Annotated in this window: 21 protein-coding genes and 1 pseudogene; 11 read left to right on the forward strand and 11 right to left on the reverse strand. The window is 71.5% G+C overall.

Translation table 11 applies throughout. From position 1 onward, the window contains the following. The first annotated feature begins 69 nt into the window (after positions 1–69). On the forward strand, positions 70–771 hold the full coding sequence (locus ABZX10_RS06995) for a GntR family transcriptional regulator (protein ID WP_355536340.1): 702 nt from the start codon (positions 70–72) through the stop codon (positions 769–771). An 18-nt stretch (positions 772–789) separates the two neighbouring features. Beyond that, a complete protein-coding gene (locus ABZX10_RS07000; protein WP_355536343.1) occupies positions 790–1,638 on the forward strand; it encodes a sterol desaturase family protein in 849 nt (282 codons plus the stop codon). On the opposite strand, the gene ABZX10_RS07005 is transcribed toward ABZX10_RS07000, so the two are convergent. After that, positions 1,578–2,819, reverse strand: coding sequence for an MFS transporter (locus tag ABZX10_RS07005; protein WP_355536346.1), 1,242 nt, complete (start codon positions 2,817–2,819; stop codon positions 1,578–1,580). The genes ABZX10_RS07000 and ABZX10_RS07005 overlap by 61 nt on opposite strands. Positions 2,820–3,129: 310 nt before the next feature. Here ABZX10_RS07005 and ABZX10_RS07010 point away from each other — a divergent pair, with 310 nt between their 5' ends. Then, positions 3,130–4,257 (forward strand): CopD family protein, encoded by a 1,128-nt coding sequence (locus ABZX10_RS07010; protein ID WP_355536349.1) that lies wholly within the window; start codon positions 3,130–3,132, stop codon positions 4,255–4,257. Positions 4,258–4,290: 33 nt separating this feature from the next. On the opposite strand, the gene ABZX10_RS07015 is transcribed toward ABZX10_RS07010, so the two are convergent. The 4 genes from ABZX10_RS07015 to ABZX10_RS07030 form a co-directional block, all read right to left on the reverse strand. Continuing rightward, on the reverse strand, positions 4,291–5,088 hold the full coding sequence (locus ABZX10_RS07015; protein ID WP_355536670.1) for a polysaccharide deacetylase family protein: 798 nt from the start codon (positions 5,086–5,088) through the stop codon (positions 4,291–4,293). Between the two features lie 11 nt (positions 5,089–5,099). Further along, on the reverse strand, positions 5,100–5,786 hold the full coding sequence (locus ABZX10_RS07020) for a GNAT family N-acetyltransferase (RefSeq protein WP_355536352.1): 687 nt from the start codon (positions 5,784–5,786) through the stop codon (positions 5,100–5,102). Positions 5,787–5,897: 111 nt separating this feature from the next. Continuing rightward, on the reverse strand, positions 5,898–6,341 hold the full coding sequence (locus ABZX10_RS07025; RefSeq protein ID WP_355536673.1) for a VOC family protein: 444 nt from the start codon (positions 6,339–6,341) through the stop codon (positions 5,898–5,900). A gap of 13 nt (positions 6,342–6,354) precedes the next feature. Then, positions 6,355–6,801, reverse strand: a complete 447-nt coding sequence (locus ABZX10_RS07030) for an AraC family transcriptional regulator (RefSeq protein ID WP_355536355.1) — start codon at positions 6,799–6,801, stop codon at positions 6,355–6,357. Between the two features lie 77 nt (positions 6,802–6,878). Between ABZX10_RS07030 and ABZX10_RS07035 the strand changes: the two genes are divergently transcribed. From ABZX10_RS07035 to ABZX10_RS07045, 3 genes are all read left to right on the forward strand, one after another. Further along, the gene (locus ABZX10_RS07035; protein ID WP_355536358.1) at positions 6,879–7,865 is read left to right on the forward strand and encodes a hypothetical protein; all 987 of its coding nucleotides are present in this window, start codon (positions 6,879–6,881) and stop codon (positions 7,863–7,865) included. Between the two features lie 153 nt (positions 7,866–8,018). Beyond that, positions 8,019–9,323 (forward strand): UDP-glucose/GDP-mannose dehydrogenase family protein, encoded by a 1,305-nt coding sequence (locus ABZX10_RS07040; RefSeq protein ID WP_355536361.1) that lies wholly within the window; start codon positions 8,019–8,021, stop codon positions 9,321–9,323. A 46-nt stretch (positions 9,324–9,369) separates the two neighbouring features. After that, entirely contained in the window at positions 9,370–10,656 is a 1,287-nt protein-coding gene (locus ABZX10_RS07045; RefSeq protein ID WP_355536364.1) for an alpha/beta hydrolase, read from the forward strand. Here the strand turns inward: ABZX10_RS07045 and ABZX10_RS07050 are convergent. The 5 genes and pseudogenes from ABZX10_RS07050 to ABZX10_RS07070 form a co-directional block, all read right to left on the reverse strand. Next, positions 10,620–11,537 carry a TauD/TfdA family dioxygenase gene (locus tag ABZX10_RS07050; protein WP_355536367.1) on the reverse strand — a complete coding sequence of 306 codons (918 nt, stop codon included), beginning with the start codon at positions 11,535–11,537 and terminating at the stop codon, positions 10,620–10,622. The genes ABZX10_RS07045 and ABZX10_RS07050 overlap by 37 nt on opposite strands. 96 nt (positions 11,538–11,633) lie before the next feature. Beyond that, positions 11,634–13,951: pseudogene (locus ABZX10_RS07055) on the reverse strand (arylsulfatase). After that, entirely contained in the window at positions 13,948–14,724 is a 777-nt protein-coding gene (locus ABZX10_RS07060; RefSeq protein WP_355536370.1) for an ABC transporter ATP-binding protein, read from the reverse strand. The pseudogene ABZX10_RS07055 and the gene ABZX10_RS07060 overlap by 4 nt, the downstream one beginning before the upstream one ends. Next, positions 14,700–14,987, reverse strand: coding sequence for an ABC transporter permease subunit (locus ABZX10_RS07065; RefSeq protein WP_355536373.1), 288 nt, complete (start codon positions 14,985–14,987; stop codon positions 14,700–14,702). Before ABZX10_RS07065 ends, ABZX10_RS07060 begins: the two co-directional genes overlap by 25 nt. 297 nt (positions 14,988–15,284) lie before the next feature. After that, positions 15,285–16,313, reverse strand: coding sequence for an ABC transporter substrate-binding protein (locus tag ABZX10_RS07070; RefSeq protein ID WP_355536376.1), 1,029 nt, complete (start codon positions 16,311–16,313; stop codon positions 15,285–15,287). 88 nt (positions 16,314–16,401) lie between these two features. On the opposite strand from ABZX10_RS07070, the gene ABZX10_RS07075 reads away from it, so the two are divergent. The 4 genes from ABZX10_RS07075 to ABZX10_RS07090 all read left to right on the forward strand — a co-directional run bounded on the left by ABZX10_RS07075 (position 16,402) and on the right by ABZX10_RS07090 (position 20,819). Beyond that, the gene (locus ABZX10_RS07075; RefSeq protein WP_355536379.1) at positions 16,402–17,238 is read left to right on the forward strand and encodes a rhodanese-related sulfurtransferase; all 837 of its coding nucleotides are present in this window, start codon (positions 16,402–16,404) and stop codon (positions 17,236–17,238) included. Next, positions 17,235–18,308, forward strand: coding sequence for a CobW family GTP-binding protein (locus ABZX10_RS07080; RefSeq protein WP_355536382.1), 1,074 nt, complete (start codon positions 17,235–17,237; stop codon positions 18,306–18,308). Before ABZX10_RS07075 ends, ABZX10_RS07080 begins: the two co-directional genes overlap by 4 nt. Before the next feature lie 162 nt (positions 18,309–18,470). Further along, complete coding sequence (locus tag ABZX10_RS07085; RefSeq protein ID WP_355536385.1) at positions 18,471–19,847, forward strand: N-acetylmuramoyl-L-alanine amidase; 1,377 nt, start codon at positions 18,471–18,473, stop codon at positions 19,845–19,847. Positions 19,848–19,925: 78 nt separating this feature from the next. Then, complete coding sequence (locus tag ABZX10_RS07090; RefSeq protein ID WP_355536388.1) at positions 19,926–20,819, forward strand: SDR family oxidoreductase; 894 nt, start codon at positions 19,926–19,928, stop codon at positions 20,817–20,819. On the opposite strand, the gene ABZX10_RS07095 is transcribed toward ABZX10_RS07090, so the two are convergent. Continuing rightward, positions 20,802–21,398: a helix-turn-helix domain-containing protein gene (locus tag ABZX10_RS07095; protein ID WP_355536391.1), complete on the reverse strand. Its 597-nt coding sequence runs from the start codon at positions 21,396–21,398 to the stop codon at positions 20,802–20,804. The two genes, ABZX10_RS07090 and ABZX10_RS07095, sit on opposite strands and share 18 nt — an antisense overlap. 130 nt (positions 21,399–21,528) lie before the next feature. Between ABZX10_RS07095 and ABZX10_RS07100 the strand changes: the two genes are divergently transcribed. After that, complete coding sequence (locus ABZX10_RS07100) at positions 21,529–22,062, forward strand: NAD(P)H-dependent oxidoreductase (protein WP_355536394.1); 534 nt, start codon at positions 21,529–21,531, stop codon at positions 22,060–22,062. The last annotated feature ends 354 nt before the right edge of the window (positions 22,063–22,416 follow it).

The following is a 22,416-nucleotide window of genomic DNA, read 5'->3' on the forward strand; positions in this document are numbered from 1 at the left end:
GGCAGCCTAGATCACACAACTGGTCCAACCAGTTGACCAGATGTGGCTCGCGGTGCCATGCTGTCCGGCATGGATGTCACCCCGATCGCCAGGACAGCGGTCTCGGACGAGTTGCTCGCGCGCCTCGTCGACGAGATCCTCTCCGGCCGCCTCGTCCCGGGCGACACGCTGCCGGGGGAGCGCGACCTCGCCGAGAGGTTCGGCGTGAACCGGCACGCCGTCCGCGAGGCGCTCAAGGGCGTGCGGCAGGCGGGGCTGGTCCAGATCGCGCAGGGCGGCAAGACCCGTGTCCTGGACTGGCGGGAGAGCGCCGGACTGGACGTGCTCAGCGCCGTCGCCGCAGCCGGCGTCGTGCCGCCGCTGCGCGTGCTGCGCGATGTCACCGAGATGCGCCGCGCGGTCGCCGCCGACGCGTCGCGGCTGTGTGCCGAGCGGGCGAGCACACAGCAGCGGGCCGCGATCGTCGAACTCGCGCAGGGCTATCCGGACGGCGGGTACGCCGCGGACGCCGCCTTCTGGACCGCCGTCATCGACGGCTCCGGCAACCTCGCCTACCGGCTCGCGCTCAACACGCTGCTCGCGGGCATGCGGGGCGTGGGGGAGCGGATCTTCGGCGCGCTCGGGCTCGACGGTGAGCTGCTGGACCGGCAGGCGCACCTCGATCTGGCCCGGCACATCGCCGACGGTGACGGCGCCGCCGCGCACCGCACCACCTCCGACCTCCTGGCCGGCGTCGTCGCCGCCCTCGACGCCGCTGCGGCGAACTCCTAGAAAGTCACAGGTACCACCGTGTTCGACCTCGTCCGCGCCGCCATCCCGGTGTTCGTCCTCTGCCTCGTTCTCGAGTACCTCTCGTTCCGGTTCCTGCCGGACGACGACGAACTCGGGTACGACCTGCGGGACTCGCGCACCAGCCTGACGATGGGCATCGGGAACGTGGTCATCAACCTGGGCTGGAAGCTCGTGGTGCTCGCGGCGCTGGCCGGCGCGTACCTCCTGGCGCCGGTGCACCTCCCGGCCACGAACCCGCTGACCTGGGTGCTGCTGTTCCTGGCCGACGACCTGGCCTACTACTGGTACCACCGCACCCATCACACGGTGCGGGTGCTGTGGGCGAGCCACGTGGTGCACCATTCGAGCCGCTTCTACAACCTGTCCACGGCGCTGCGCCAGACCTGGACGCCGTTCACCGCGCTGCCCTACTGGATCCCGCTGGCGCTCATCGGCATTCCGCCGTGGATGATTCTGCTGCAGCAATCGGTGAGTCTGCTCTACCAGTTCTTCATCCACACCGAACGGGTCGGGAAGCTGTGGCGCCCGATCGAATTCGTGATGAACACCCCGTCGCACCACCGCGTGCACCACGGCTCGAACGAGGCGTACCTCGACCGGAACTACGGCGGAATCCTCATCGCGTGGGACCGGCTGTTCCGGACCTTCGAGCCGGAGGGGGAGCGGGTGCGTTTCGGCCTGACGAAGAACATCGACACCCACAACCCGCTGCGGGTCGCGACGCACGAGTACACGTCCATCTGGCGGGACCTGCGCGCGGCGGGCTCGTGGCGCGAGCGGTGGGGCTACGTGGCGAAGGGGCCCGGCTGGTCGCCCTCGCCCGCGCGCGTCGCCGCCTCTGACTGACGCCGCATCAGGCCCGCGTTGACGAGGCCCGCGCTCAGCACGATGAGGGTGGCGACGAGCGGCATGCACTGCGCCACGCCGGTACCGAATCGTTCCGCGAGTTCGCCGTTGACGGCGGAGGCCAGCGACTGACCGAGGATGATCGCCGACCCGAGGATCGTCATCACCGTGGCCGAGCGGCCGCGCGGACTGCGGGCGGCGCCCAGGCTGAACTCCGTGACGAGGGTGGGGCCCACGCCGATCCCGGCGACGGCGAGCCCCACGACGAGCCAGAGCAGCGACGGTGCGGCGGCGATGAGCGACGCACCGGCGACCATGGCGAGGGAGAAGGTGATCCACCGCCGACCGAGGGTGAACGCGTCGGGCAGGAGCGCGGATCCGAGCGCGAGGGCGGCCGATCCGACGCCCATCACCCCGTAGAACAGGCCGGCCGACTCGGCATCGCCCGCGTCCCGCATGAACGCGGTGAGGCCGGTCAGGGTGAAGCCGAAGAACAGCCCCACGCCGAAGACGCCGGCCACGACGGTGATCAGGGCGGGGGCGCGCAATTCGCGTGCCGGGGCCTGTTCGACGGTGCCGGCGGTGTGCTGCTCGGTCGCGCGGCCGGTGGGGTGGAGGGCGAACGCGCCCACGAACAGGATCGTCAGTACTGCCGCGCCGACCATCGGTGCGGCGGGCGACATGGTGGTGGCGAGCAGCCCCACGATCACGGGGCCGAAGACGAAGATCACCTCGTCGGCGGCGGACTCGTACGCCATCATCGAGAGCAGGGTGCGCCCGCGGCGACCTTCGGGCAGCTCCGTGGTGATCATGGCGACCACCCGGCTGCGCGACATGGGGCCGACCTGGGGCGCGCTCGCGCCCACGAGCGCGGCGGAGGCGAGCACCGTCCAGCCCGGCAGCGGGCTGAACACGACCCACGCCATGAGGAGCAGGGCGAGGCTGTTGACGATCCCTGCTGTGAGGACCGCGCGGCGTTGCCCGAACCGGTCCGCCGCGGCGCCCACGAGTGGTCCGACGGCGGCGGAACCGATGCCGACCATCGCCGAGCTCAGTCCGCCGAAGGCGAGCGAGTCCCGGCCCGCGACGACGAGGGTGAGAACGCCGACCACCATCATCGCGAAGGGCAGCCGGGCGACCAGCGCGATCGGGAAGTAGGTGGGTCCCGCGATCGACAGCATCGATGGATCCTTCGATCCGGCTGCCTGGGGGGAGGTTTCGTGGGGCATGATGGCGGTCACCGGAGGGGCCCTTTCCGCGGCGCCCGGCCGCATCTCTCGACGTGCCGCCTTGGGTGCCCGCAGGCCGTGCCAGGTAGATACACGGGTTCTCGCTGCGGCGTGGGCCGCAGCGGAAACATCCTATCAATTCTCCGAGCGTCGCGCCGATCGCGACGAAGTGGACACGTTGTCAAAACTAATGAAACCCCAGGTAGGGAGGTGTTTTGCCCGAATGGTCACAGCGGATGAATAAGGCTAGTCTCACATGACTATGACTAGCCTTACCTTGCATTTCGCGGCGGCCGCCCCCGCCGCTCCACCGCTGTGGCGCATCCTCACGCAGATGGGCTACTTCGGCGCGCTCGCGCTGTCGGGCGGGCTGTTCCTGGCGTTGGCGTTCCTGTTGCCCGCGGGCGCGCGCGGCGGGGCGGCCGATCGCAGTCTGCGGGGCCTCGCGCCGGCCGTCGCGGTGTTCGTCGTGATCGCGGGGTACGCCCAGTACGCGGGGCGCATCGCACGCACCAAGCTCGGCTTCTCCTTCACCGAGTCGCTCTCGCCGAGCCGGTTCGGCGCCTATCTGGACCTCCCGCTCGAGAAGGGCGCCTGGATCTCGGCGTCGGTGATGGCCACGGTGCAGCTCGGCCTCTTCGCGCTCGCCGCCGTCCTGCTGCTCGCGGTCCGGCGCCTGCACGGACGGGCCATGGCGACCGTCGCGACGGTGGGCTTCGCCGTCGTCGTGCTGACGGCATCGGCACCCAGCCTGACCACGGCGGTCGTGGGCATGGACGCGACGGCCAACCGCGTGCTCAAGCTCGCGCACATCCTGGCCTGTGTGGTCTGGCTCGGCGGGGTGTTCGTGCTCGCCGCGGCGGGTCTGAGGGCCCGGCGTTCCGGGGGCGACGGTGCCGGCGCCTTCGAACGCATGTGGGTGCGGTTCAGTGCGTGGGCCATGGGTGCGGTGATCACCGTCGGCGTGAGCGGCCTGTGGCTGACCTGGGTGCACCTCGGATCCTTCGCGCAGTTCGTGACCACCCCGTACGGGCGTTACCTGCTGATCAAGCTGGTGCTGGTGGCGGCGATGGTCGGCGCCGGCGTCTACAACGTGCGTGTCCTCATCCCCGCGATCGCGCGGGCCAGGCTCGCGGGGGAGGACGACACCATCGTCCGGCTCGCCCTGCACCACTTCCCCAAGGTCGTCGCCGCCGAGGCGGTCGCCGGCATCGGCGTGCTGCTCATCGTGCCCTTCCTGTCGGGCTCGGCTCGTAAGCAGGCCGACGGTGCCGCGGCCGGCCCGTTCGACTGGGAGACCTTCGGCATCGGCGCGGTCCTCGTCGCGCTGCTGATCGGCGCGTGTGTCGTGGCGGTGCGGACCGTCCCGGAGTCGCGGGTCGCAGCCTGATGGATCCGGCCCGCCGGGCGACCGGCGGGCGTGTCAGCGCGGAGGCGCCTGCAGCACGTCGTTCAACGTGACCAGCTGCAGGTTCCGCGAGCGGATGATCTCCGTGAGCTGACCGTAGACGTGGGTGACGGTCGCGTGATTGGCGTGGCCGATCACGATCGCCTGCTCCCGCAGGTACTTCCGTGCGCACTCCAGCAGGTACTGCTCGGTGACGAGTCCCGAGTCCGAGAGGGAGCCGTACCAGAGCGTGGGCACCGTGTAGCCGAGGTCAGCGGCGACGGCGTCGACGGCGGCGTTGTGGTACCCGAAGGGCGGCCGGTAGTAGGGCGTACCGTCGGTCCCGAAGTTCTGGCGGAGGAAGTCCTTGGTGCGCTGGAGCTCTCGTGCCACCCCCTGTGGACCGAGCGAGACGAGCGAGGGGTGGCTCCAGGTGTGGTTGCCCAGCTGTACCTGGCCGGAATCCACCAGAGGCCGCAGCGCGTCCCGGTGCGCCGTCCACCCCTCGAAGCTCCCGGTCACGAAGAAGGTCAGGCGCGCACCGGTGTCGCGCGCGAACCGGGCGTAGGCGCCCACGACCTCGGCGCTCGCACCGTCGTCGACCGTGAGCGCGAGGTTGCGGCCCTCGCCCGGCAAGCGCGTGATGGGGCGCGCTGGAATCCGTGCGCGGGTCGTGCCGGCGGGCGGCGGGCCGAAGGGCTTCGACGGTGCCGCGGGCGCGACACTCGTCGACGAACGGTCGTCGTCGTCGGGCAGCGCGGAGACGGGGGCGCATCCGGCCAGCGCCCCGACGGTCCCGGCCGCGAGCAGTGCCAGCAGTCCGCGCCGGTCCAAGTCCCTGCGGTTCACGCGCCGTCGACCCGGAAGACCTCGAGCGGGACCACGCTGGTCAGGGTGAAACCCATGTCCTCGTAGAGCTTCTGCGCGGGGTTGTCGTCGGAGGTGTGCAGGAAGGGCTTCTCGCCCCGCTCGCGGATGCCGTGGGCCACCGCGCGGATCAGCCGTGATGCCAGGCCGCGGCCGCGGGCCTCGGGCGCCGTGCAGACGGCGCTGATCTCCGTCCACCCGGTCGGGTGCATGCGCTCGCCCGCCATCGCGATGAGGGCGCCGTCGGTGTCCCGGATCCCGATGTACGCGCCGAGTTCGATCGTGCGCGGCAGGAAGGGGCCGGGCTTCGTGCGCTCGACGAGGGCCGTCATCTCGGGAACGTCCGCGGCCGTGAGCAGCACGGCGGCCGGCTCCGGTGCGGATTCGATCGCGCTGCCGTCGTATTGGAGCAGCCCGATCTTCTCGATCCGGGCCCACCCGGAGGGCACGTCCGTGGCCCGGTCGCGGAGGAGCACGACGCCGTCGTCCCCGGCGAGCCGGGCGGTATCGGCGTAGTCGTCGGCGGTGAGCTCACGGGGGTGCCCGAAGAACACGGACACCGCGGGATCATACCGCCGAATTCGGCCACTGATCTGGGCGAATCGGGCGTGCGGACCCGACAGTGCGGCGTTCACGGGGTCCGCGAGGACACTCTTCTCGGTCACGCCACGATCATCCCAGACGTGGTGATGTGGCTCAGCTCTCGGCGGCCACCTGGTCGAGGCGGGGCGGCACCGCATCGCGCCGGCCCGGTCCCATCCGCGCGGTCGGGCGGCTCAGTCGAAGGAGACTCCCTCGAAGTCCTCCGGGGTGTACTCCCGCGCCTCGACGAGCACCATCCAGTTGCCCGAGTTGTCGCGCATCAGCGCCTCGACGCCGTAGGGGCGTTCCTCGGGCGGCTGGATGAACTCGACACCCTTGGCGGACAACGCCTCGTAGGTCGCCCGGCAGTCGTCGACGGCGAGGCCGAGGCCGGGGAGTCCGCCATCGGCCTGCGCGCGCTGCATCGCGGCGATCAGGTCGTCGGAGAGCGGCTTCGACGGGGTGGTCAGGTGGATCTGCAGCTCGGGCTGCGCGGGATGGGCGACGGTGACCCAGCGGAAGTCGGGCCCCATGGTGATGTCGTCCTTGGGGTCGAAGCCGAGGATCTCCGTGTAGAAGCGGAGCGATTCGTCGAGGTCCTGGACCCACACCGACACGAGCGAGATGTTCTTGATGATCATGGCCCCGAGCCTAGGAGCCGCTCGGCCCCGGGCGCTTCTCCTCGCTTGCGGAGGTGTGGCGCTCGGCGAGGCCCGCCATGAACACGAAACAACTGGGGATGCGCGGCGCACCGTCGGACCACCGGGCCCGGAACCGACTGGGCGACTCGCCCACGAGCTCGCGGAACCGGCTGCTGAACGACCCGAGGCTCGAGAAGCCGACCGCGGCGCAGATCTCGGTCACCGTGAGGTTGGTGGTCCGGAGCAGGTCCTGGGCGCGTTCGATGCGCCGGCGCGAGAGGTGCTCCGCGGGTGACACGCCGTAGGTGGCGGTGAACAACCGCTGGAAGTGGAACTTGCTGATCCCCGAGACCGCGGCCAGCGCGGCGAGGTCGAGCGGCTCGGAGTAGTTGCGGTCCGCGTGATCCCGGGCTCGCCGCAGGTGCGGGAGGAGGTCGTCGGACGCGCGCGTGGTCACCTCGAGCCGCCTCCGCCGTCGTGCAATGAGTGAATTCGATCTTGATCCTCTCACTCCGCCCCCTACGATGGGCGGCTATGGACCTCAAGGGCATCGTCACCACACCGCTGCGCGTCGTGTTCTCGACCGCCGACGCCGCGATGTCGGCGATCGAGGGCGGCGTCGCCGTCACCCGCTTCGCCGTGCAGAACGTCGACTCGGAGGTGAGCAACGCCCTGCACGTGGAGGCGGGGATGTCCTCGGCCACGCCGATGCAGCTCCTGCAGCGCCTCGCCTCGCTGCTCGAGCCCGACCGCCCCGTCGGGATCATCCTGTCCCGCGGTGGACCGCTGGACCGTGTGCTCAAGCAGGGCGGCGTCGTCGACCGGCTGACCGAGCCCGGCGGCATGCTGGAGAAGCTCACCGAATCGGGCGGTCTCCTCGACCAGGTGACCAAGGACGACAGCCCGATCACCCGCCTCACCTCGGAGGGAGGCCCGCTGGACCGGCTCACGCGCCCCGGCGGCGTCGTCGACCAGATCACCGAGTCGGAGGGCGTTCTCGAGCGGCTCACCTCCGAGGGCGGCGTCATCGACAAGCTCACCGCACCCGACGGCGTGCTCGAGAAGCTCATGACCAAGGACGGTGTGCTGGACAAGCTCACCGAGAAGGGCGGCGTGCTCGACAAGCTCGCCGCGAAGGACGGAGTCCTCGACAAGCTCACAGGCCAGGACGGCCTCATCGACAAGCTCACGGAGCCCGGCGGCATCATCGACCGCGCGATCGCGGACGGCGGCATCGTCGACCAGCTCCTCGGTCAGGAGGGCGCCATCGAGCGCGCCATCGCCCCCGGCGGCACCCTCGACGCCGTCTCCCAGCTCCCCGACGTGGTAGCCGAACTCAACGAGGCGGTGGCCCTCATGACCGCCGCCGTCAACCCCATGAGCGACCTGGTCAATCGCCTGCCCAAGCGCATCCTCAAGGGCCGCGAGGGCCGGGAGCCGCGGCGCGGCTCGTCCTCCTACGACGGTGCCGGCCCCGCCGGCGGGAACGGCGCGCCGTCGGACGGTCCCGAAGTGCTCTGACCCGGCCGGGTGACCGGGTGGCGAAGCTCGGGCGAACGCCCGGCGAACGCGACGGTGCCGTCGCCGCCCTGCGTGTGAATCCCCGTGTAACCCTTGCCGAACTCCGGCCCGGCGCCCTTCCGTGGCGTGCCGTGCCGCGCTTACCTTCGGCGCATGAAGATCACAGTGCTGGGTACGGGGTACCTGGGAGCCACGCACGCGGCGTGCATGGCGGAGCTGGGCCACGAGGTGCTCGGCGTCGACGTCAACCTCAGCAAGATCGCCGCGCTCTCGGAGGGCAAGGTGCCCTTCCACGAGCCCGGCCTGCCCGCGGTGCTCAAGCGGAACATCGAGGCCGGACGCTTGCGCTTCACGGACTCCTACGAGGAGGCCGGCGCGTTCGGCGACGTGCACTTCATCGCGGTCGGCACCCCGCAGCGCAAGGGCGAGTTCGCGGCCGACCTGACCTATGTGAACTCCGTGATCGACTCGCTCGTGCCGCACCTGCGCCGCGACGCGGTGATCCTCGGCAAGTCGACGGTCCCCGTCGGCACCACCGACCTGCTCCGGGCCCGCGCGGCCGAGCTGGTGCCGGCGGCGGTCAGCGTCGAATTCGCCTGGAACCCCGAGTTCCTCCGCGAGGGACACGCCGTCAAGGACACGCTCGAGCCCGATCGCCTCGTGCTCGGCGTCGAGCCCGGCGGCCGCGCCGAGGAGGTCGCCCGCGAGGTCTACGCGGAGATCCTCGCCCGCGACACCCCGTTCTTCATCACCGACACCGCGACCGCGGAGCTGGTGAAGATCTCCGCGAACGCCTTCCTGGCCACCAAGATCTCGTTCATCAACGCCGTCGCCGAGGTCTGCGAGGCGGCGGGCGCCGACGTGGTGGCCCTGGCCGACGCGATCGGCGTCGACTCCCGCATCGGCCGCAAGTTCCTCGGCGCCGGAATCGGTTTCGGCGGCGGCTGCCTGCCGAAGGACATCCGCGCCTTCATGGCCCGTTCGGGCGAGCTCGGCGCCGGCCACATGCACGGCCTGCTCCGCGAGGTCGACGCGATCAACATGAGCCGCCGCACCCGTATGGTGGACCTGGCGCGGGAGGCCTGCGGCGGCTCGCTGCTCGGCGCGAAGGTCGCCGTGCTCGGCGCCGCCTTCAAGCCGGACTCCGACGACGTGCGCGACTCGCCCGCGCTCAACATCGCGGGCCAGATCCAGCTGCAGGGCGCGGCCGTCTCGGTGTACGACCCCGAGGCCATGGACAACTCGCGCCGCGTCTTCCCGACGCTGGACTACGCCACCACCGCACTCGAGGCCTGCGAGGGCGCCGACGTGGTGCTGGTGCTCACCGAGTGGACCCAGTTCCGCGAGCTGGACCCGGCCGTGGTCGGCGCGGTCGTGCGCAACCCCGTGCTGCTCGACGGCCGCAACTGCATGCCGTCCGCCGAGTGGGTCGCCGCCGGCTGGGAGTACCGCGCCTGACGTCGCCGCTGGACAGTTCGAGTGCACACTCGTACACTCGATCTTCGTGAGTGTTGTCGAAGATCGCCGTCGCGCCGAGGTGCGTGCTCTCGCTGAGCTGGGCTGCAGCGAGATCGCGGGCGCCGCTGACGGCGTGCACGGCGTGCACCGGGCGATCTCCGACCGGGTCTTCCGCTACGTCCGCCTGGGCGTCGGCCCTGCGGTCGCGCCGGTGCGCGCCCTGCACGACGGCATCACCGACGGCGTCTACGCGACCATCAGCACCGTCGCGCGGACCGTCGGGCGGGTCGCCGCCGTGGGTGCGGACTGGCCGGGGGACCGGCCACCGTCGGAGACGGTGCGCGGGGCGACGGTGATCGGCGCCGTGCTCGGGCTCATCGGCGACGACCTCGCGGCCCAGGGCTCGCCGCTGGCCGCGGACCCCGTCACGGTCCGGGTCGACGGCGCCGTCGTCCACCTGGGCGAGGGGCCCGTCCCGCCCGGCCGGCTCGATCCGGCGGAGGTCTTCGACGGCGCGACGGGCCGCGTGGTGGTGCTCCTGCACGGGCTCACCGAGACCGAGCACGCGTGGGGCGTGGGCGGCCTGGAGGCCGACGACTACGGCGTGCGGCTGGCGGTCGACCTCGGCGCCACCCCGGTGTACGTGCGCTACAACAGCGGGCGACACATCAGCGACAACGGGCGCGATCTGGCGGAGCTGCTGGAGCGGCTCGTCGCGGCCTGGCCGGTCCCCGTCACGGACCTCGTGCTCATCGGTCACTCCATGGGCGGCCTCGTCGCCCGCAGCGCGACGCATCGCGCCGACGAGGCGGTGATGGCGTGGCCCGCAGCGGTATCGGCCACCGTCAGCCTGGGGACGCCGCACCTGGGCGCCCCGCTGGAGCAGGCCGCGCACTACGGCAGCGCGGCACTGACCGCGATCCCGGAGACGGCGCCCTTCGGGCGACTCCTGCGCCGACGCAGCGCGGGGATCCGTGACCTGCGCGGGGGTTCGATCGTCGACGAGGACTGGCGGGGCCGCGAGGCCGACGCGCTCGGCGCCGCCGCCGCGGCGGAGATCCCGCTCCTGGAGGGTGCGGAGCACTACTTCGTCGCCGCCACCTTCACCCGCGACGCGCGGCACCCGGTGGGGCGCCTCCTGGGCGACGGCCTCGTGCTCGCGCCGAGTGCGGCGGGCCGGAACGCAGCCCGCCGCATCGGGTTCGCCGCCGAGGCGGGGATGCACCTCGGCGGAGCCCATCACTTCACCCTGCTCCGCTCGGACGCCGTCTACGAGCAGATCCTGAGCTGGCTGGATCAGCCCCGCGAGCGCGCGGGGGTCACCGGCGCGTAGTCCGAGGCATCGCCCTTGAGCGCCACGCCCTCCCGCCCGTCGACGCCCACGGGCAGGTCGCCGGCGAGCGTCACGCGGCGCAGCAGGCGCTGGTGGTCGCCGTAGTCGTTGATGCCGAAGTGCTGCGTGGAGCGGTTGTCCCAGATCGCCACGTCGCCCGGCTGCCACGCCCAGCGGACGGTGTTGTCCGGGTTCTCGATCCGCCGCTGCAGCAGCGCGAGGATCGGCGCCGAGTCGTGGCTGCTCAGGCCGGCGAAGGACTTGACGAAGTGGCCCAGAAGAAGGGAGCGGCGGCCCGTCTCCGGGTGCACGCGCACCACGGGGTGCTCGGCCTCGAAGATGTTCCGGATGAACTCGCGGTGGTACTCGGCGCGCTGGTAGGTGGCGTTGTGGCCGGCGTAGTCGTAGTCGTTGGTGTGGATCGCCCGCAGGTTCTCCGCGAGCGCCTTGAGCGGCGCGGGCAGCCGGTCGTAGGCGCGCGTGGTGGACGCCCACGTCGTGTTCCCGCCGTGCGGCGGCAGCACCACGGGCCGCAGGATCGACGCCTTCGGCACGCGATCGACGAAAGAGACGTCCGTATGCCAGCTGTTCGCCGCGCCCTCGATGGGCAGCAGGTCCGAGTCCGAGCGGACCGTCGGGTGCGGGGTGGTGGGTACGCCGAGGCGCGCGGCGAAGGCGTGCTGGCCGGCGTCGTCGAGGTGGTCCTGGCCGCGGAAGAAGATCACCTCGTGCTCGGCGAGCAGGTCGAGGATCGTCTCCGCGGTCGCGTCGTCGATGTCGCCGCCGACCCGGACCCCGTGCACGATCGCCCCGATGTGCTCACTCAGCTTGGTCACGGTGATGTCGGGTGCGGTGGTGGTGGGCTCGAGCGTTGCGGTCATGGCTGCCTCCGTCGGTGCGTTGCGTGCGTGGTGCACCCAGCTCACCCGATTCGGGCCGACGGGGCCAGGGTTGCGTTCAGCGCGGGCGCAATCCGCTCAGTCCGCCTCCTCCTCGGCCTCCTGCTGCAGGCGGTCGATGTCGTCCGACGGGACGCCCACGGGGCCCGGCGTGTACGTGACCGCGTGCAGCGCACCGGAGTACGGGAACGTGCCCCGCCGCTCGCGCAGCTCCCACGCGACCGGCCCGCGGGCGTCGAGGCCGACGGAGATCCCGGTCCACGGCGCCATGCCGATGAGCTGGACGCGGTCCGGGAGCACGGTGGACTCGGTGCCGTCGACCGCGAGCGCGAGGTCCCAGCGGAGGTTCGGGCGCACCGTCGCCGTGAGCGTGACGGTGCGCCGGCCCGGCTCGACGGGGCCCGAGCGGGCCTCCGCGTACCGGCCGTAGGCGTTGTAGCCGAGCACGACTGCGCCGTCTTCGACGTAGACGAGGTAGCCGCCCAGCGCGTCGCCGTGCGCGACGAGGACGCCCTCGGCGCCGCCACCGGTACCACTGCCGATCTCCACGTCGATGTCGACGCGGAAGTCCCGGTACTGCACGAGTTTCGCCGAGCGGTACCGCTCGAGCACGGGCGTGCCGGGCAGCAGTCGCACGGGATCGGCGAGGCGCCGCTCCGCGGGGTTGCGGGTGGACCCGTCGATCACGATGGGGAACACCGTGTTCCGCCAGGCCTCGTGCTCCCACTCGGCGGCCAACTCGGCGACGAGGTCGGGGTGCTGCGCGGCGAGGTCGGTGGTCTCGGCGGGGTCCGCGCGGTTGTCGAAGAGCTGCCAGCGCGGCGCGAGCGGATCGTCGCCCCGGCCGTGCAGGCTCAGCAACTTCCAGCCGTCGCGGTAGTAGCCGCGATGCCCGCGGAACTCCGAGTACTGGCGCGTGCGGGCCGACGGTGCGCCGGCGTCGGCCCAGGCGGCGCGCTGCGAGAGGCCGTCGCGTTCCTGCGCGGGGAGCCCGTGCCGCGCGGCGGGCGTCGGGACGTCCGCCAGGTCCAGCAGCGTGGGTGCCACGTCGGTGACGAAGGAGAACTGCTCGCGGACGCCGCGCGCCTCCGGCAGGCCCGCGGGCCAGGACAGGACGAGGGGCACGCGCACGCCGCCCGCGAAGGTCTGGCCCTTGTAGAACCGGAAGGGCGTGTTGGACACCTGCCCCCAGCCGCGCGGGTAGTGCACGCCGAGCCGAGCGGTGCCGATCAGCTCCTCCGGGTGATCGACGTCGCCCTCCCACCCGTCGGGTCCGATGCCGTCGGCGAACTTCACGAACTCGGCGAAGTAGCTGCGCGTGCCCTCCGGGCCGACCTCGGCGGTGCCACCGTTATCGGAGGTGAAGACCACGATCGTGTTCTCCCGCTCGCCCAATCGCTCGACCGTCTCCAGCAGCCGACCCAGGCTGTCGTCGACGGTGCGCACCATCGCCGCGTACACCTGCATGTACTTCGCGAACCGCCGCTGCCGTTCGGGATCGAGCTCATCCCACGGCGGCACGTCGTAGCCGGGCTCGCTGTTGCGCCGCGCCGGCCGCACGTCCGGGCCGAACAGGCCGAGCTCCTGCTGCCACGCGAACCGCTGCGCGCGCACCGCGTCCCAGCCGCGGGCGTAGTCGAGGTCGCCGCGCGGCAGATCCTCTTCCTTCACCTGCAGCGGACCGTGCATCGCGATGTGCGCGAAGTAGAGGAAGAAGGGCTTCTCCGCGTCGTGCGCCCGCAGGTCCTTGATCCACGAGACCGCGGTATCGGTGAGCGCGTCGGTGACGTAGAAGTCCTCCGGGTACTCGGCCACGGGGTCGACGGTGTTGTCCCGGACCAGCTGGTTCGGGTGGAAGAACGAGTTCAGCCCCTCCAGGGAGCCGTAGTAGTGGTCGAAGCCGCGCTGCAACGGCCACGACGAGCGGTCCGCGTCCGGCCCGAGCCGCGAGTCCTTCGCCAGGTGCCACTTGCCGACCGCGTAGGTGGCGTAGCCGGATTCGCGGAGGATCTCCGGCAGGGTGAGCACGTCGTCGGCGAGGCTCAGGCGCGGTTCGGGAAGCCCGGATCGGAGTTCGCGACCGAACCGTAGCCCGCCCGGTGGGGATTGAGCCCCGTGAGCAGCGCAGCGCGGGCGGGCGAGCACACCGGTGTGGTGTGGTGGTTGGTGGAGACGATGCCGCGGGCGGCGAGAGCGTCCAGGTGCGGGGTGGGGATCTCCGACCCGTACGGACCGATGTCCGAGAAGCCCATGTCGTCGACGAGGACCACGATGATGTTCGGCGCCCCGGGTCGCGCCCGTGTCTCCGCGGGCCAGGCCGGTTCCGATTCGGTCTCGGAGCGGCCGATCCGCCCGGTGAAACCGTCGTACCCGCGGGCGTGATCGGGGATCGTCATGCGGTGGTGGCCACCCTCCGTCCCCGCTCGACGCCCAGGGCGTCGAGCAGCGAACCGCGCAGCTCCGCGAACCCCGGCTCGCCGGGCCCACGCCCGGCACCGTCGGCGAGGGTGACGTCCACGGACAGGATGCCGTGGTCCAGCACGAGGATCCGGTCGGCGAGCGCAATGGCCTCGTCGACGTCGTGCGTGATGAGCAGGACGCCGGGCCGGTGCCGTGCCACGAGGCGCCGGAGCAGGTCGTGCATCTTGCGTTTGGTGAGTGCGTCGAGCGCGCCGAAGGGCTCGTCGGCGAGGAGGACGGCGGGTTCGCGGACCAGGCTGCGGGCCAACGCGACCCGCTGCTGCTGTCCGCCGGAGAGCTCCCTGGGCCAGGCCCTCTCGCGTCCGTCCAGTTCGACCTCCCGCAAGAGTTCGCGGCCCACGTCCTCGGCATCGGCGCCGCCCAGGCCGAGGATGACGTTGTCGAGCACGCGCGACCAGGGGAGCAGCCGGGAGTCCTGGAAGACCACGGCGCGCCGCGGATCGACCTCGAGCACACCGGATCCGGGGACCCCGTCGTCGAGGCCCGCGATGGCGCGGAGCAGCGTCGACTTGCCGGAGCCGGACCGGCCGAGCAGCGCCACGAACTCGCCGCGCCGGATGGTCAGGTCGATACCGCGGAGGACCGCGCGGCCGTCGAAGCCGCGCACCAGGTTCCGGGCCTCGATCACCGGACCGTCCTTGTCTCCGTTCGCGGTCGGCGTGGTCAGTGGGCCAGGGTGCTCTGCCATGACAGGGCCTTTCGTGCGGAGAAACGGACGAGGAGGTCGGTGCTGAAGCCGAGGATCGCGTAGACGGCGAGGCCCACGACGATGACGTCGGTCAGGCCGTAGAGCCGGGCCTTGTACATGAGGTAGCCGATGCCGTCGGAGGCGCCGACCTGCTCGACGACGACCAGGGCGAGCCACGCCACCGTCGCCCCGAGGCGCAGGCCCGTGAAGAAGCCGGGCAGGGCATGATCGCGCGCTGCGCGGAGGCCCAGATGTTGGACCACAGTGAGCCGTCGACCGCGAGGTTCCAGGCGGTGTTCGCCACGGTCCACGGCGCGGACAGGACGGTGTCCGGGATGATCCCGGTCGCGGAGCCCGCGGCCCACAGGGCGACGACGAGCGCGGGGCCGGCGAGGATCCACGCGCCGATGGGTCGGGAGTCGACGAGGGCGCGGCGCGTGGACGTGCGGGGCAGCAGCTCGTGGTCGGGATCGAGAGCACCCGGTCGCTGCTCGGGCGCCGAATCGTGGGCGAGGCCGCTGCCGAGGCGGCCGGTCGGGGGAGAGGTCACGGGAGGGCCCTTACGTTGCGGGATGGGTGTCGAACCGGAAGTCGACGGAGCCGTCGGCGGAGACGCGGCCGCCGGGGATCTCGCCGAAGTCGGCGAGGACGTCGATGGTGCTCTGCTGGCGCGCGACGAGGGCGCGGTCGAGCGGCACGGACCGCCAGCTGCCCTGGCCCTCGTAGGCGACGCGGCCGACGGCGGCGGGGATCTTCAGCGCCCCCGCGTAGTAGGTCTGGATCCAGCGGCCGGAGTCGGCGTCCACCCACGCGCGGGCGCGGTCGACCGCCGCCGAGAGTCGCTTCAGGGCCGCGGCCCGGGCGGGATCGGCCAGCGCGGCCTGCGGTGAGTAGAGGAACATCAGGCCGGACTGCGCGGCCTGGTTGAGCTGGTCCGGAAGCACCTGCGCGTCCGGGTGGGCGAGCCGGTACTTGGTGCTGATCGGCTCCATCAGCGGGGCGATGTCGATCTGGCCGGCGCCCAGGGCCTCGCCCACCTCGGTGAGCTGCAGCGGTACGAGCTGGACGTCGTGCTTGGACAGGCCCGCGGCGCGGAGCAGACGCAGCACCATCGCCTGGTGGGCGGTGCCCTCCGCGTAGCCGATCTTGCGGCCGCGCAGGTCGGCGGGAGTGCGCAGCGGGACGCCCGGTCGCGCGACGGTGGAGACGCCGCCGCGGTCGAGCTGCCAGGCCTTGATGATCGGGCTGGGGAACCGGGCGATCCGCGCGTGGATCGGGGGCACGTCGGCGACGATCGCGACCTGCGTCGCATCGGCGCGGAAGGACTCGAGGATCGCGGGGCCGCCCGCGAAGTCGGCGAACTTCACGCCGAACCCCAGCTTCGCGGCCTCCCCGGATGCGGCGAGCATCGTCTTGAGGATGGACTGCTGGTCGGCGACGGTGATGACGGTGCCGGCCGGGACCTGGTCGGCGATCGGCGCCGACGGATCGTACGCGGGCCCCGTCGACGACGCGCACGCGGAGACGCCGAGCACCGCGACGAGGGCGGTCGCGAGCGCCGCGGCGCGGCGGGGGAGGCGAAATGGCATGGGGGCCATTGAAGGGGAGTGGGGGCACCGTCGGAACCCTTGGACGCAGGCTGAGCCCAAGGCGTTCGGAGATAGAATGGTGCGCGTCATGGGCAAGATCGTGCTGTTCTACGTGTTCGCCCCGCTGGCCGATCCGGACGCGATCCGGTTGTGGCAGCGGGCGCTGTGTGAGGCGAACGGTCTCCGCGGCCGGATCATCGTCTCCCGGCACGGGATCAACGCCACCGTCGGCGGAGAGATCCGTGCGGTCAAGCGGTACGTGCGCGCCACCCGCGAGTACCCGGCCTTCAAGGGGGCCGACGTGAAGTGGTCCGACGGCTCCGCCGCGGACTTCCCGAAGCTCTCAGTGAAGGTGCGCGACGAGATCGTCACCTTCGGCGTCCCCGACGAGATCGAGGTCGACGGTGCCGGCGTCCACGGCGGGGGAGTGCACCTGACGCCCGATGAGGTGCACGCGTTGCTCGCCGAGAAGCCCGACGCCGTGTTCTTCGACGGCCGCAACGCCATCGAGGCCGAGATCGGCCGGTTCGCCGGCGCGGTGGTGACGCCCGCGAAGACGACCCGCGACTTCGTCGCGCTCCTGGACTCGGGGGACTACGACCACCTCAAGGACCGCCCGGTGATCACCTACTGCACCGGCGGCGTGCGGTGCGAGGTGCTCAGCGCGGTGATGCGCACGCGCGGCTTCGGCGAGGTCTACCAGCTCGACGGTGGGATCGCCCGCTACGGTGAGCGATTCGGCGACGGCGGGCTCTGGGAGGGCTCGATGTACGTCTTCGACCGGCGGATGAGCGTGGACTTCTCCGACGGCGCGAAGCGGATCGGGCGATGCGCGGAGTGCGGCGCACCCACCTCGAAGGTCGCGAACCTCGCGCCGCCGCAGGACCGGGAACTCGCCGTCCTGTGCGAGGACTGCGCACCGTGAGCCCCCGCGCCGTCCCGGTCGTCGTGGTCGCCGGCTACCTCGGGGCCGGCAAGTCGACGCTGCTCAACCACCTGCTCGCCGGCGCGGGTGAGGCGCGGATCGGCGTCGTCGTCAACGACTTCGGCGCGGTGAACATCGACGCGATGCTGGTCTCGAGCGCGGCCGGCGGCGGGTCGGTGCGGACGGTGTCGCTGAGCAACGGCTGCGTGTGCTGCACCGTCGACGACGACGAACTCGAGGACGTGCTCGGCACTCTCGCCGGCCGCGGCCTCGACCTCATCGTGGTCGAGGCGTCGGGCCTCGCCGAGCCCGCGGCCATGGTGCGGCGCGTGGTGCTCGCGCCCGATCCCCGGATCGACTACGGCGGCCTGGTCTACGTGGCCGACGCGGCGCATCTGCCGGACACGATGGAGCGGCACCCGTCGCTGCGTCACCATCTTGCGCTCGCCGACCTGGTGGTACTCAACAAGATCGACCTCGCCGACGACCCCGACGCGGCACGTGCGCTGGTCCGGGCACACGCACCGTCGGCGCCCGTGGTCCGCACCGTCGACGCGGTGGTTCCCGTCGAACTGCTCATCGATCCGGACGTGCTCGCGCGCCGCGCCGCCGAGCGCGTCGGCACCCCGCGTCAGCTCACGCTCGACGAAGCACTGCGGGAGCACGAACACGATCACGACCATGCCGGGGAGCACACGCACCTGCACGACGAATACTCCGCGGTCGACGTGTCCGCCGGGCGTCTCGATGCACGCGCGGTGGCCGAGTTTCTGGCCGATCCGCCGCGCGGGGTGTTCCGGACGAAGGGCTTCGTCACCGTCGCCGACGGGACGCGGCTCGAGGTGCACTCCGTGGGCCGGCACGTGCGCACGGCGCCGGAGCGCGGGCGCCGGGGTGGGCCGGAGTCGGTGCTCGTCTTCCTCGGGATCGGGCTCGACGGTGCGGCCGTCCGGGCGCGGGTGGAGGGTTGCGCCGCCGACCCGATGGCGGCGCCCGACGCCCAGGCCGTGCTGTCCCTGCTGCGCTACTCGGATGCGGCGCAGGCGGATTCGGCGTTCATCGAGGACTGACGCCGCCCGCTTCGGGTAACGGTTCGGTAACGATGCCCTTCGCAGATTTTCCTAAAGTCTCAATTGATGGTTGACTGTTTCTCGTGTGACTGATGTGACGAAAGTTGCACAAGAGACTTGGAAGGAGAGCGGCGCCACTTCCCCGGCGCCCAGCTGCCCATGATGAAGACCCGTGTTCTCGCCGGTTCCTTGGCGACCGCGGCCGTCGCGCTGTTCGGCGCGCCCGGCTTCGCGTCCGCCGACCCCGCGCCCGCCGCCCCCGCACAGCCGCTGAGCGGCAAGACCGTGTTCCTCGACGCCGGATCGTCCCTGTCCTCGGCGGCCGAACAGGCCCGACAGGTGGTGGACGGCCGCGGCGGCAAGGTGCCCTGCGTCAACCCCACGGCGATCGCCTCGAACGGCACCGCCGACCACACCGTCAACTACGCCGTGGCCAAGATGGTCGAGGCGGCGCTCAAGACCCAGGGCGCCAAGGTGATCATGTCCCGCGCGGACGACGCCGGCTTCGGCGGCTGCGTCGACCAGCGCGCCACCGCTGCCAACGCCTCCGGTGCGGACCTCGCCGTGAGCATCAACAGCGCGGTCCAGGACGCGGCCCAGCGTGGATTCCTGCTCGAGACGGCCGCTCCCGGCGCCTCCGATCCGAAGGTGACCGCTCAGCAGGCCGTGAGCGATCCCGCCACGACGGTCGTCCGTAACGCGACGGCCGCGGGCGGCTTCGTCCCCGCGCAGTACCTCGGCGGCAAGGACGGTATCGCCAAGACCACCAACGCCTTCGCGTCGCTGGTGAACATCCCGCTCGTCTACGCCAACCTGGGCAACCTCGCGAACGCGGACGACGCCGCGCTGCTCACCTCCGCTGCGGGCCAGACCCAGTACGCCTCCGTGCTGACCAACGGCGTGATCCAGCAGCTGACCGGCAAGGTGGTGCCCGCGGGTGCCGTCGCCGAGCCGATCGTGCAGCAGCCCGTCGCACCGCAGGTCGATCCCGCGGTCCCGGTCACCCCGGCCGCTCCGGCGACCCCGGCCGCTCCTGCCGCCACCGCGGTCACCCCCGTCGCGCCGACCGCGGCCGCAGTGCCGACCGCGCCCGCACAGACTCCCATCGTTCCGGCGGTGCCGGGCGCGGCCGCACCGGCCACGCCCACCACGGGCACCGGTGTCTCGCCGATCGTCTCGGGCGTCCCGATGCTGACCGGTGGGGCGACCCCGTCGGGCGGCACCCCCGCGGTCACGGCGCCGAGCGCCACCGCCCCGGCGGGCACGTCGGTCAACATCCCCGGTCTCGGACAGCTCGCGCTGCCCCAGCTGCCGCAGATCACGATCCCCGGCCAGAGCCAGGCCCTCGGCGTGAACACGCTGTTCGAGATGGGGCCCAAGGCCACCGAGTTCCTGACCAGCTCGCAGGGCCAGCAGCTCGTGACCACCCTGCTGTCCAGTCCGCAGGCCTTCAACTCGCTGCAGTCCGCGCAGGGTCCGGCCGCCGCCCAGGAGATCCTCAAGGCGATCCTGAGCGCCGGCGCGATCCTGCCGAAGTAGTACCGCACCGACTTCCGCCGGGGACGTCACGCCCCGGCGGGAAGCGGTAGCGCGGACCGATCTGGCAAGCTGGCTGATATGGCACTCCGCAATGTCGTCCGGCTCGTCCACATGGCCACGCCGATCAAGGACCTGAAGGGGAAGAAGGTCCTCGTCACCGGCGCGGCCAGCGGGATCGGCCGCGCTACCGCGAATCTTCTCGCGGCGCACGGTGCCGAGCTGGTGTTGACCGACATCAACGCCGAACAGCTCGACGCCGCCACCCGCCACGTCACGGCCCTGGGCGCGAAGGTCATCGCGTCCAGGGCCTTCGACGTGTCCGACTACGACGCCGTGCGGGCGTTCGCCGAGGAGGTGCACGCGTCCGTCGGCTCGCTGGACATCGTCATGAACGTGGCCGGAATCGCGGTGTGGGGCACCGTCGAGAACCTCACCCACGAGCAGTGGCGCAGGACCGTGGACATCAATCTCATGGGGCCGATCCACATCATCGAGGAGTTCGTCCCACCGATGATCGCGGCGGGGCGCGGCGGCCAGCTGGTCAACGTCTCGTCCACGGCGGGCTTGATCGCGCTGCCCTGGCACGCGGCCTACTCGGCCGCGAAGTTCGGCCTCGTCGGCGTCTCCGAGGTGCTGCGCTACGACCTGCGCCGGCACGGCATCGGGGTCTCGGTGGTGGTTCCTGGGGCCGTGGAGACCGGGCTGGTGAAGTCCGTCCAGATCAACGGCGTCGATCGCAGCAACCCGAAGGTGGACAAGGGGATCGACGCGTTCCCGAAGGTGACGGCGGAGAAGGCGGCGCAGGCGATCATCGACGGGGTGTTGAAGAACCGGTTCCTGGTCTACACGTCCTTCGACACCCGCTTCGGGTACTTCTGGAAGCGGAAGTTCGCGCTGCCCTACGAGATCGCCATGCGCGTGGCGAACGACCGCTTCGCCTACTTCGCGAAGATCTCAGCCCGCGGCCAGTAGCCGGACGTGCTGGGCCCAGACCACCTCGAGCTCGTCCTGTGAGACGCCCGACGCGAGTTGGTGCAGCACCCAGGCGGGGCTGAGCGTGGCCATCAGTGCCGCCGACCACACGTCGGCGTGCGTCGTACGCCCGGCCTCGGTGAGCATCGCGCGCACCGTCATCGCCGAGACGCGCCACGGCGGCTCGTCGTACGGGTCGCGGGCGGCCTGTTCGGCGCCGCGCAGGAGGTCGCCGTGGCGTGCGATGAGCTGCATCCGTGCCTTGCCGTACTCGGTGAGGCGGTGCACGGGATCGCCGCCCGGCCCCAGCGGGGGCGGGCCGAACATGAACCGCTGCTGCAGCTCGATCTCGTCGTGGTCGAGGAGCGCCTGCAGCAGCCCCGCCCGGGAACCGAACCGGCGGAAGACGGTGCCCTTGCCGACGCCCGCTGCCTGCGCCACGGCGTCCATGCTCACCGCGTCGACCCCGCGCTCGGCGAACAGGCGCTGCGCGGCCTCGATGAGCAGCTCGCGATTGCGCGCGGCATCGCGGCGCGGTTCGGTCTGCGGCTGCGCGAGGGGCAGGAGTGGTCCGGTCATCGGAGTGAGCCTACCGTGCGCGTTTTCGAGTCACCATGATCCTGGGGAAGAAATCCGGACCGAAGTCCGTTAACTTGTGCGGATGCGGCCCGGTGGGGCCGCGCACAGAACGTCAGGAGAACTGAGGATCATGTCGGACATCATCGTGCTCGCCGTCGTCGGATCGCTGCGCAGCAGCTCGCTCAACCGGGAACTGGCGGAGGTCGCCGTCGCCAACGCGCCCGAGGGGGTGCGCGTCGAGATCGCGGAGGGCATCGCGGAGGTGCCCTTCTACAACGAGGACATCGACGGTGAGGCCGCGCCCGCCGCCGCGGCCGCGCTGCGCGAGCGGATCGCGGCGGCGGACGCTCTGCTGCTGCTCGCGCCGCCGAACAACGGCACCGTCAGCGCCGTGCTGAAGAACGTCATCGACTGGGGCTCGCGGCCCTACGGTGCGAGCGCCCTGTCGGGTAAGCGCGTCGCTCTGGCGGGCGTCGGGCACCGGCTGGACACCACGCTGGCCGACGCCGAGCGTGCCGTCACCATCGCCGGCGGCGAGGTTCCCGAGGGGCTCGTCGAGGAGTTCCCGATCTCGGGTCTGGAGGGGCGATCGCCCCGCGAGCACGACGCCGTCGCGCAGCGCGCCGGCGACCTCCTCGAGCGGCTCGTCGCCCCCGTTCGCTAGGGGCCGTCGCTTCGGTCCGGAGGGGTGCGCCGGGCCGATTCCGACGGTGCCGGGCGTGTCGGACCGGCGTGTCGCGGAACCTCGGCGTGTCCTGGGGATTCACGATGAAAAACGGCCGAAAGAGCGTCTTGCGAGCTGGTAATTTCACGAATGTTGTTCGCAAGTGGTTGTGTCGCTTCCGGAGGGCCACCACTAGGTGTAGTGTTCTGTCCACTGCGCGATCGGAGATCCGAAACGGGGATCCGGGGGGCTTGAGGACGAGCTGGAGTGTCCGCTGGGCTGCCCGAGTTCACGCAGGCAAACGTGGCGAAGAACTTGTCAGTCGTCAGGTCCATACTGGGATTCCGAGGCAGC

This window comes from Tsukamurella sp. NPDC003166 (assembly GCF_040611135.1).
GTDB lineage: Bacteria > Actinomycetota > Actinomycetes > Mycobacteriales > Mycobacteriaceae > Tsukamurella.

Coding starts and splice junctions, on each gene's coding strand:
- ABZX10_RS07090 (WP_355536388.1), top strand. CDS start 19,926: ATGGCACTCCGCAATGTCGTCCGGCTCGTCCACATGGCCACGCCGATC.
- ABZX10_RS07095 (WP_355536391.1), bottom strand. CDS start 21,398: ATGACCGGACCACTCCTGCCCCTCGCGCAGCCGCAGACCGAACCGCGC.
- ABZX10_RS07060 (WP_355536370.1), bottom strand. CDS start 14,724: ATGGCAGAGCACCCTGGCCCACTGACCACGCCGACCGCGAACGGAGAC.
- ABZX10_RS07075 (WP_355536379.1), top strand. CDS start 16,402: ATGGGCAAGATCGTGCTGTTCTACGTGTTCGCCCCGCTGGCCGATCCG.
- ABZX10_RS07100 (WP_355536394.1), top strand. CDS start 21,529: ATGTCGGACATCATCGTGCTCGCCGTCGTCGGATCGCTGCGCAGCAGC.
- ABZX10_RS07050 (WP_355536367.1), bottom strand. CDS start 11,537: ATGACCGCAACGCTCGAGCCCACCACCACCGCACCCGACATCACCGTG.
- ABZX10_RS07040 (WP_355536361.1), top strand. CDS start 8,019: ATGAAGATCACAGTGCTGGGTACGGGGTACCTGGGAGCCACGCACGCG.
- ABZX10_RS06995 (WP_355536340.1), top strand. CDS start 70: ATGGATGTCACCCCGATCGCCAGGACAGCGGTCTCGGACGAGTTGCTC.
- ABZX10_RS07035 (WP_355536358.1), top strand. CDS start 6,879: ATGGACCTCAAGGGCATCGTCACCACACCGCTGCGCGTCGTGTTCTCG.
- ABZX10_RS07010 (WP_355536349.1), top strand. CDS start 3,130: ATGACTAGCCTTACCTTGCATTTCGCGGCGGCCGCCCCCGCCGCTCCA.
- ABZX10_RS07085 (WP_355536385.1), top strand. CDS start 18,471: ATGAAGACCCGTGTTCTCGCCGGTTCCTTGGCGACCGCGGCCGTCGCG.
- ABZX10_RS07005 (WP_355536346.1), bottom strand. CDS start 2,819: ATGCTGTCGATCGCGGGACCCACCTACTTCCCGATCGCGCTGGTCGCC.
- ABZX10_RS07070 (WP_355536376.1), bottom strand. CDS start 16,313: ATGCCATTTCGCCTCCCCCGCCGCGCCGCGGCGCTCGCGACCGCCCTC.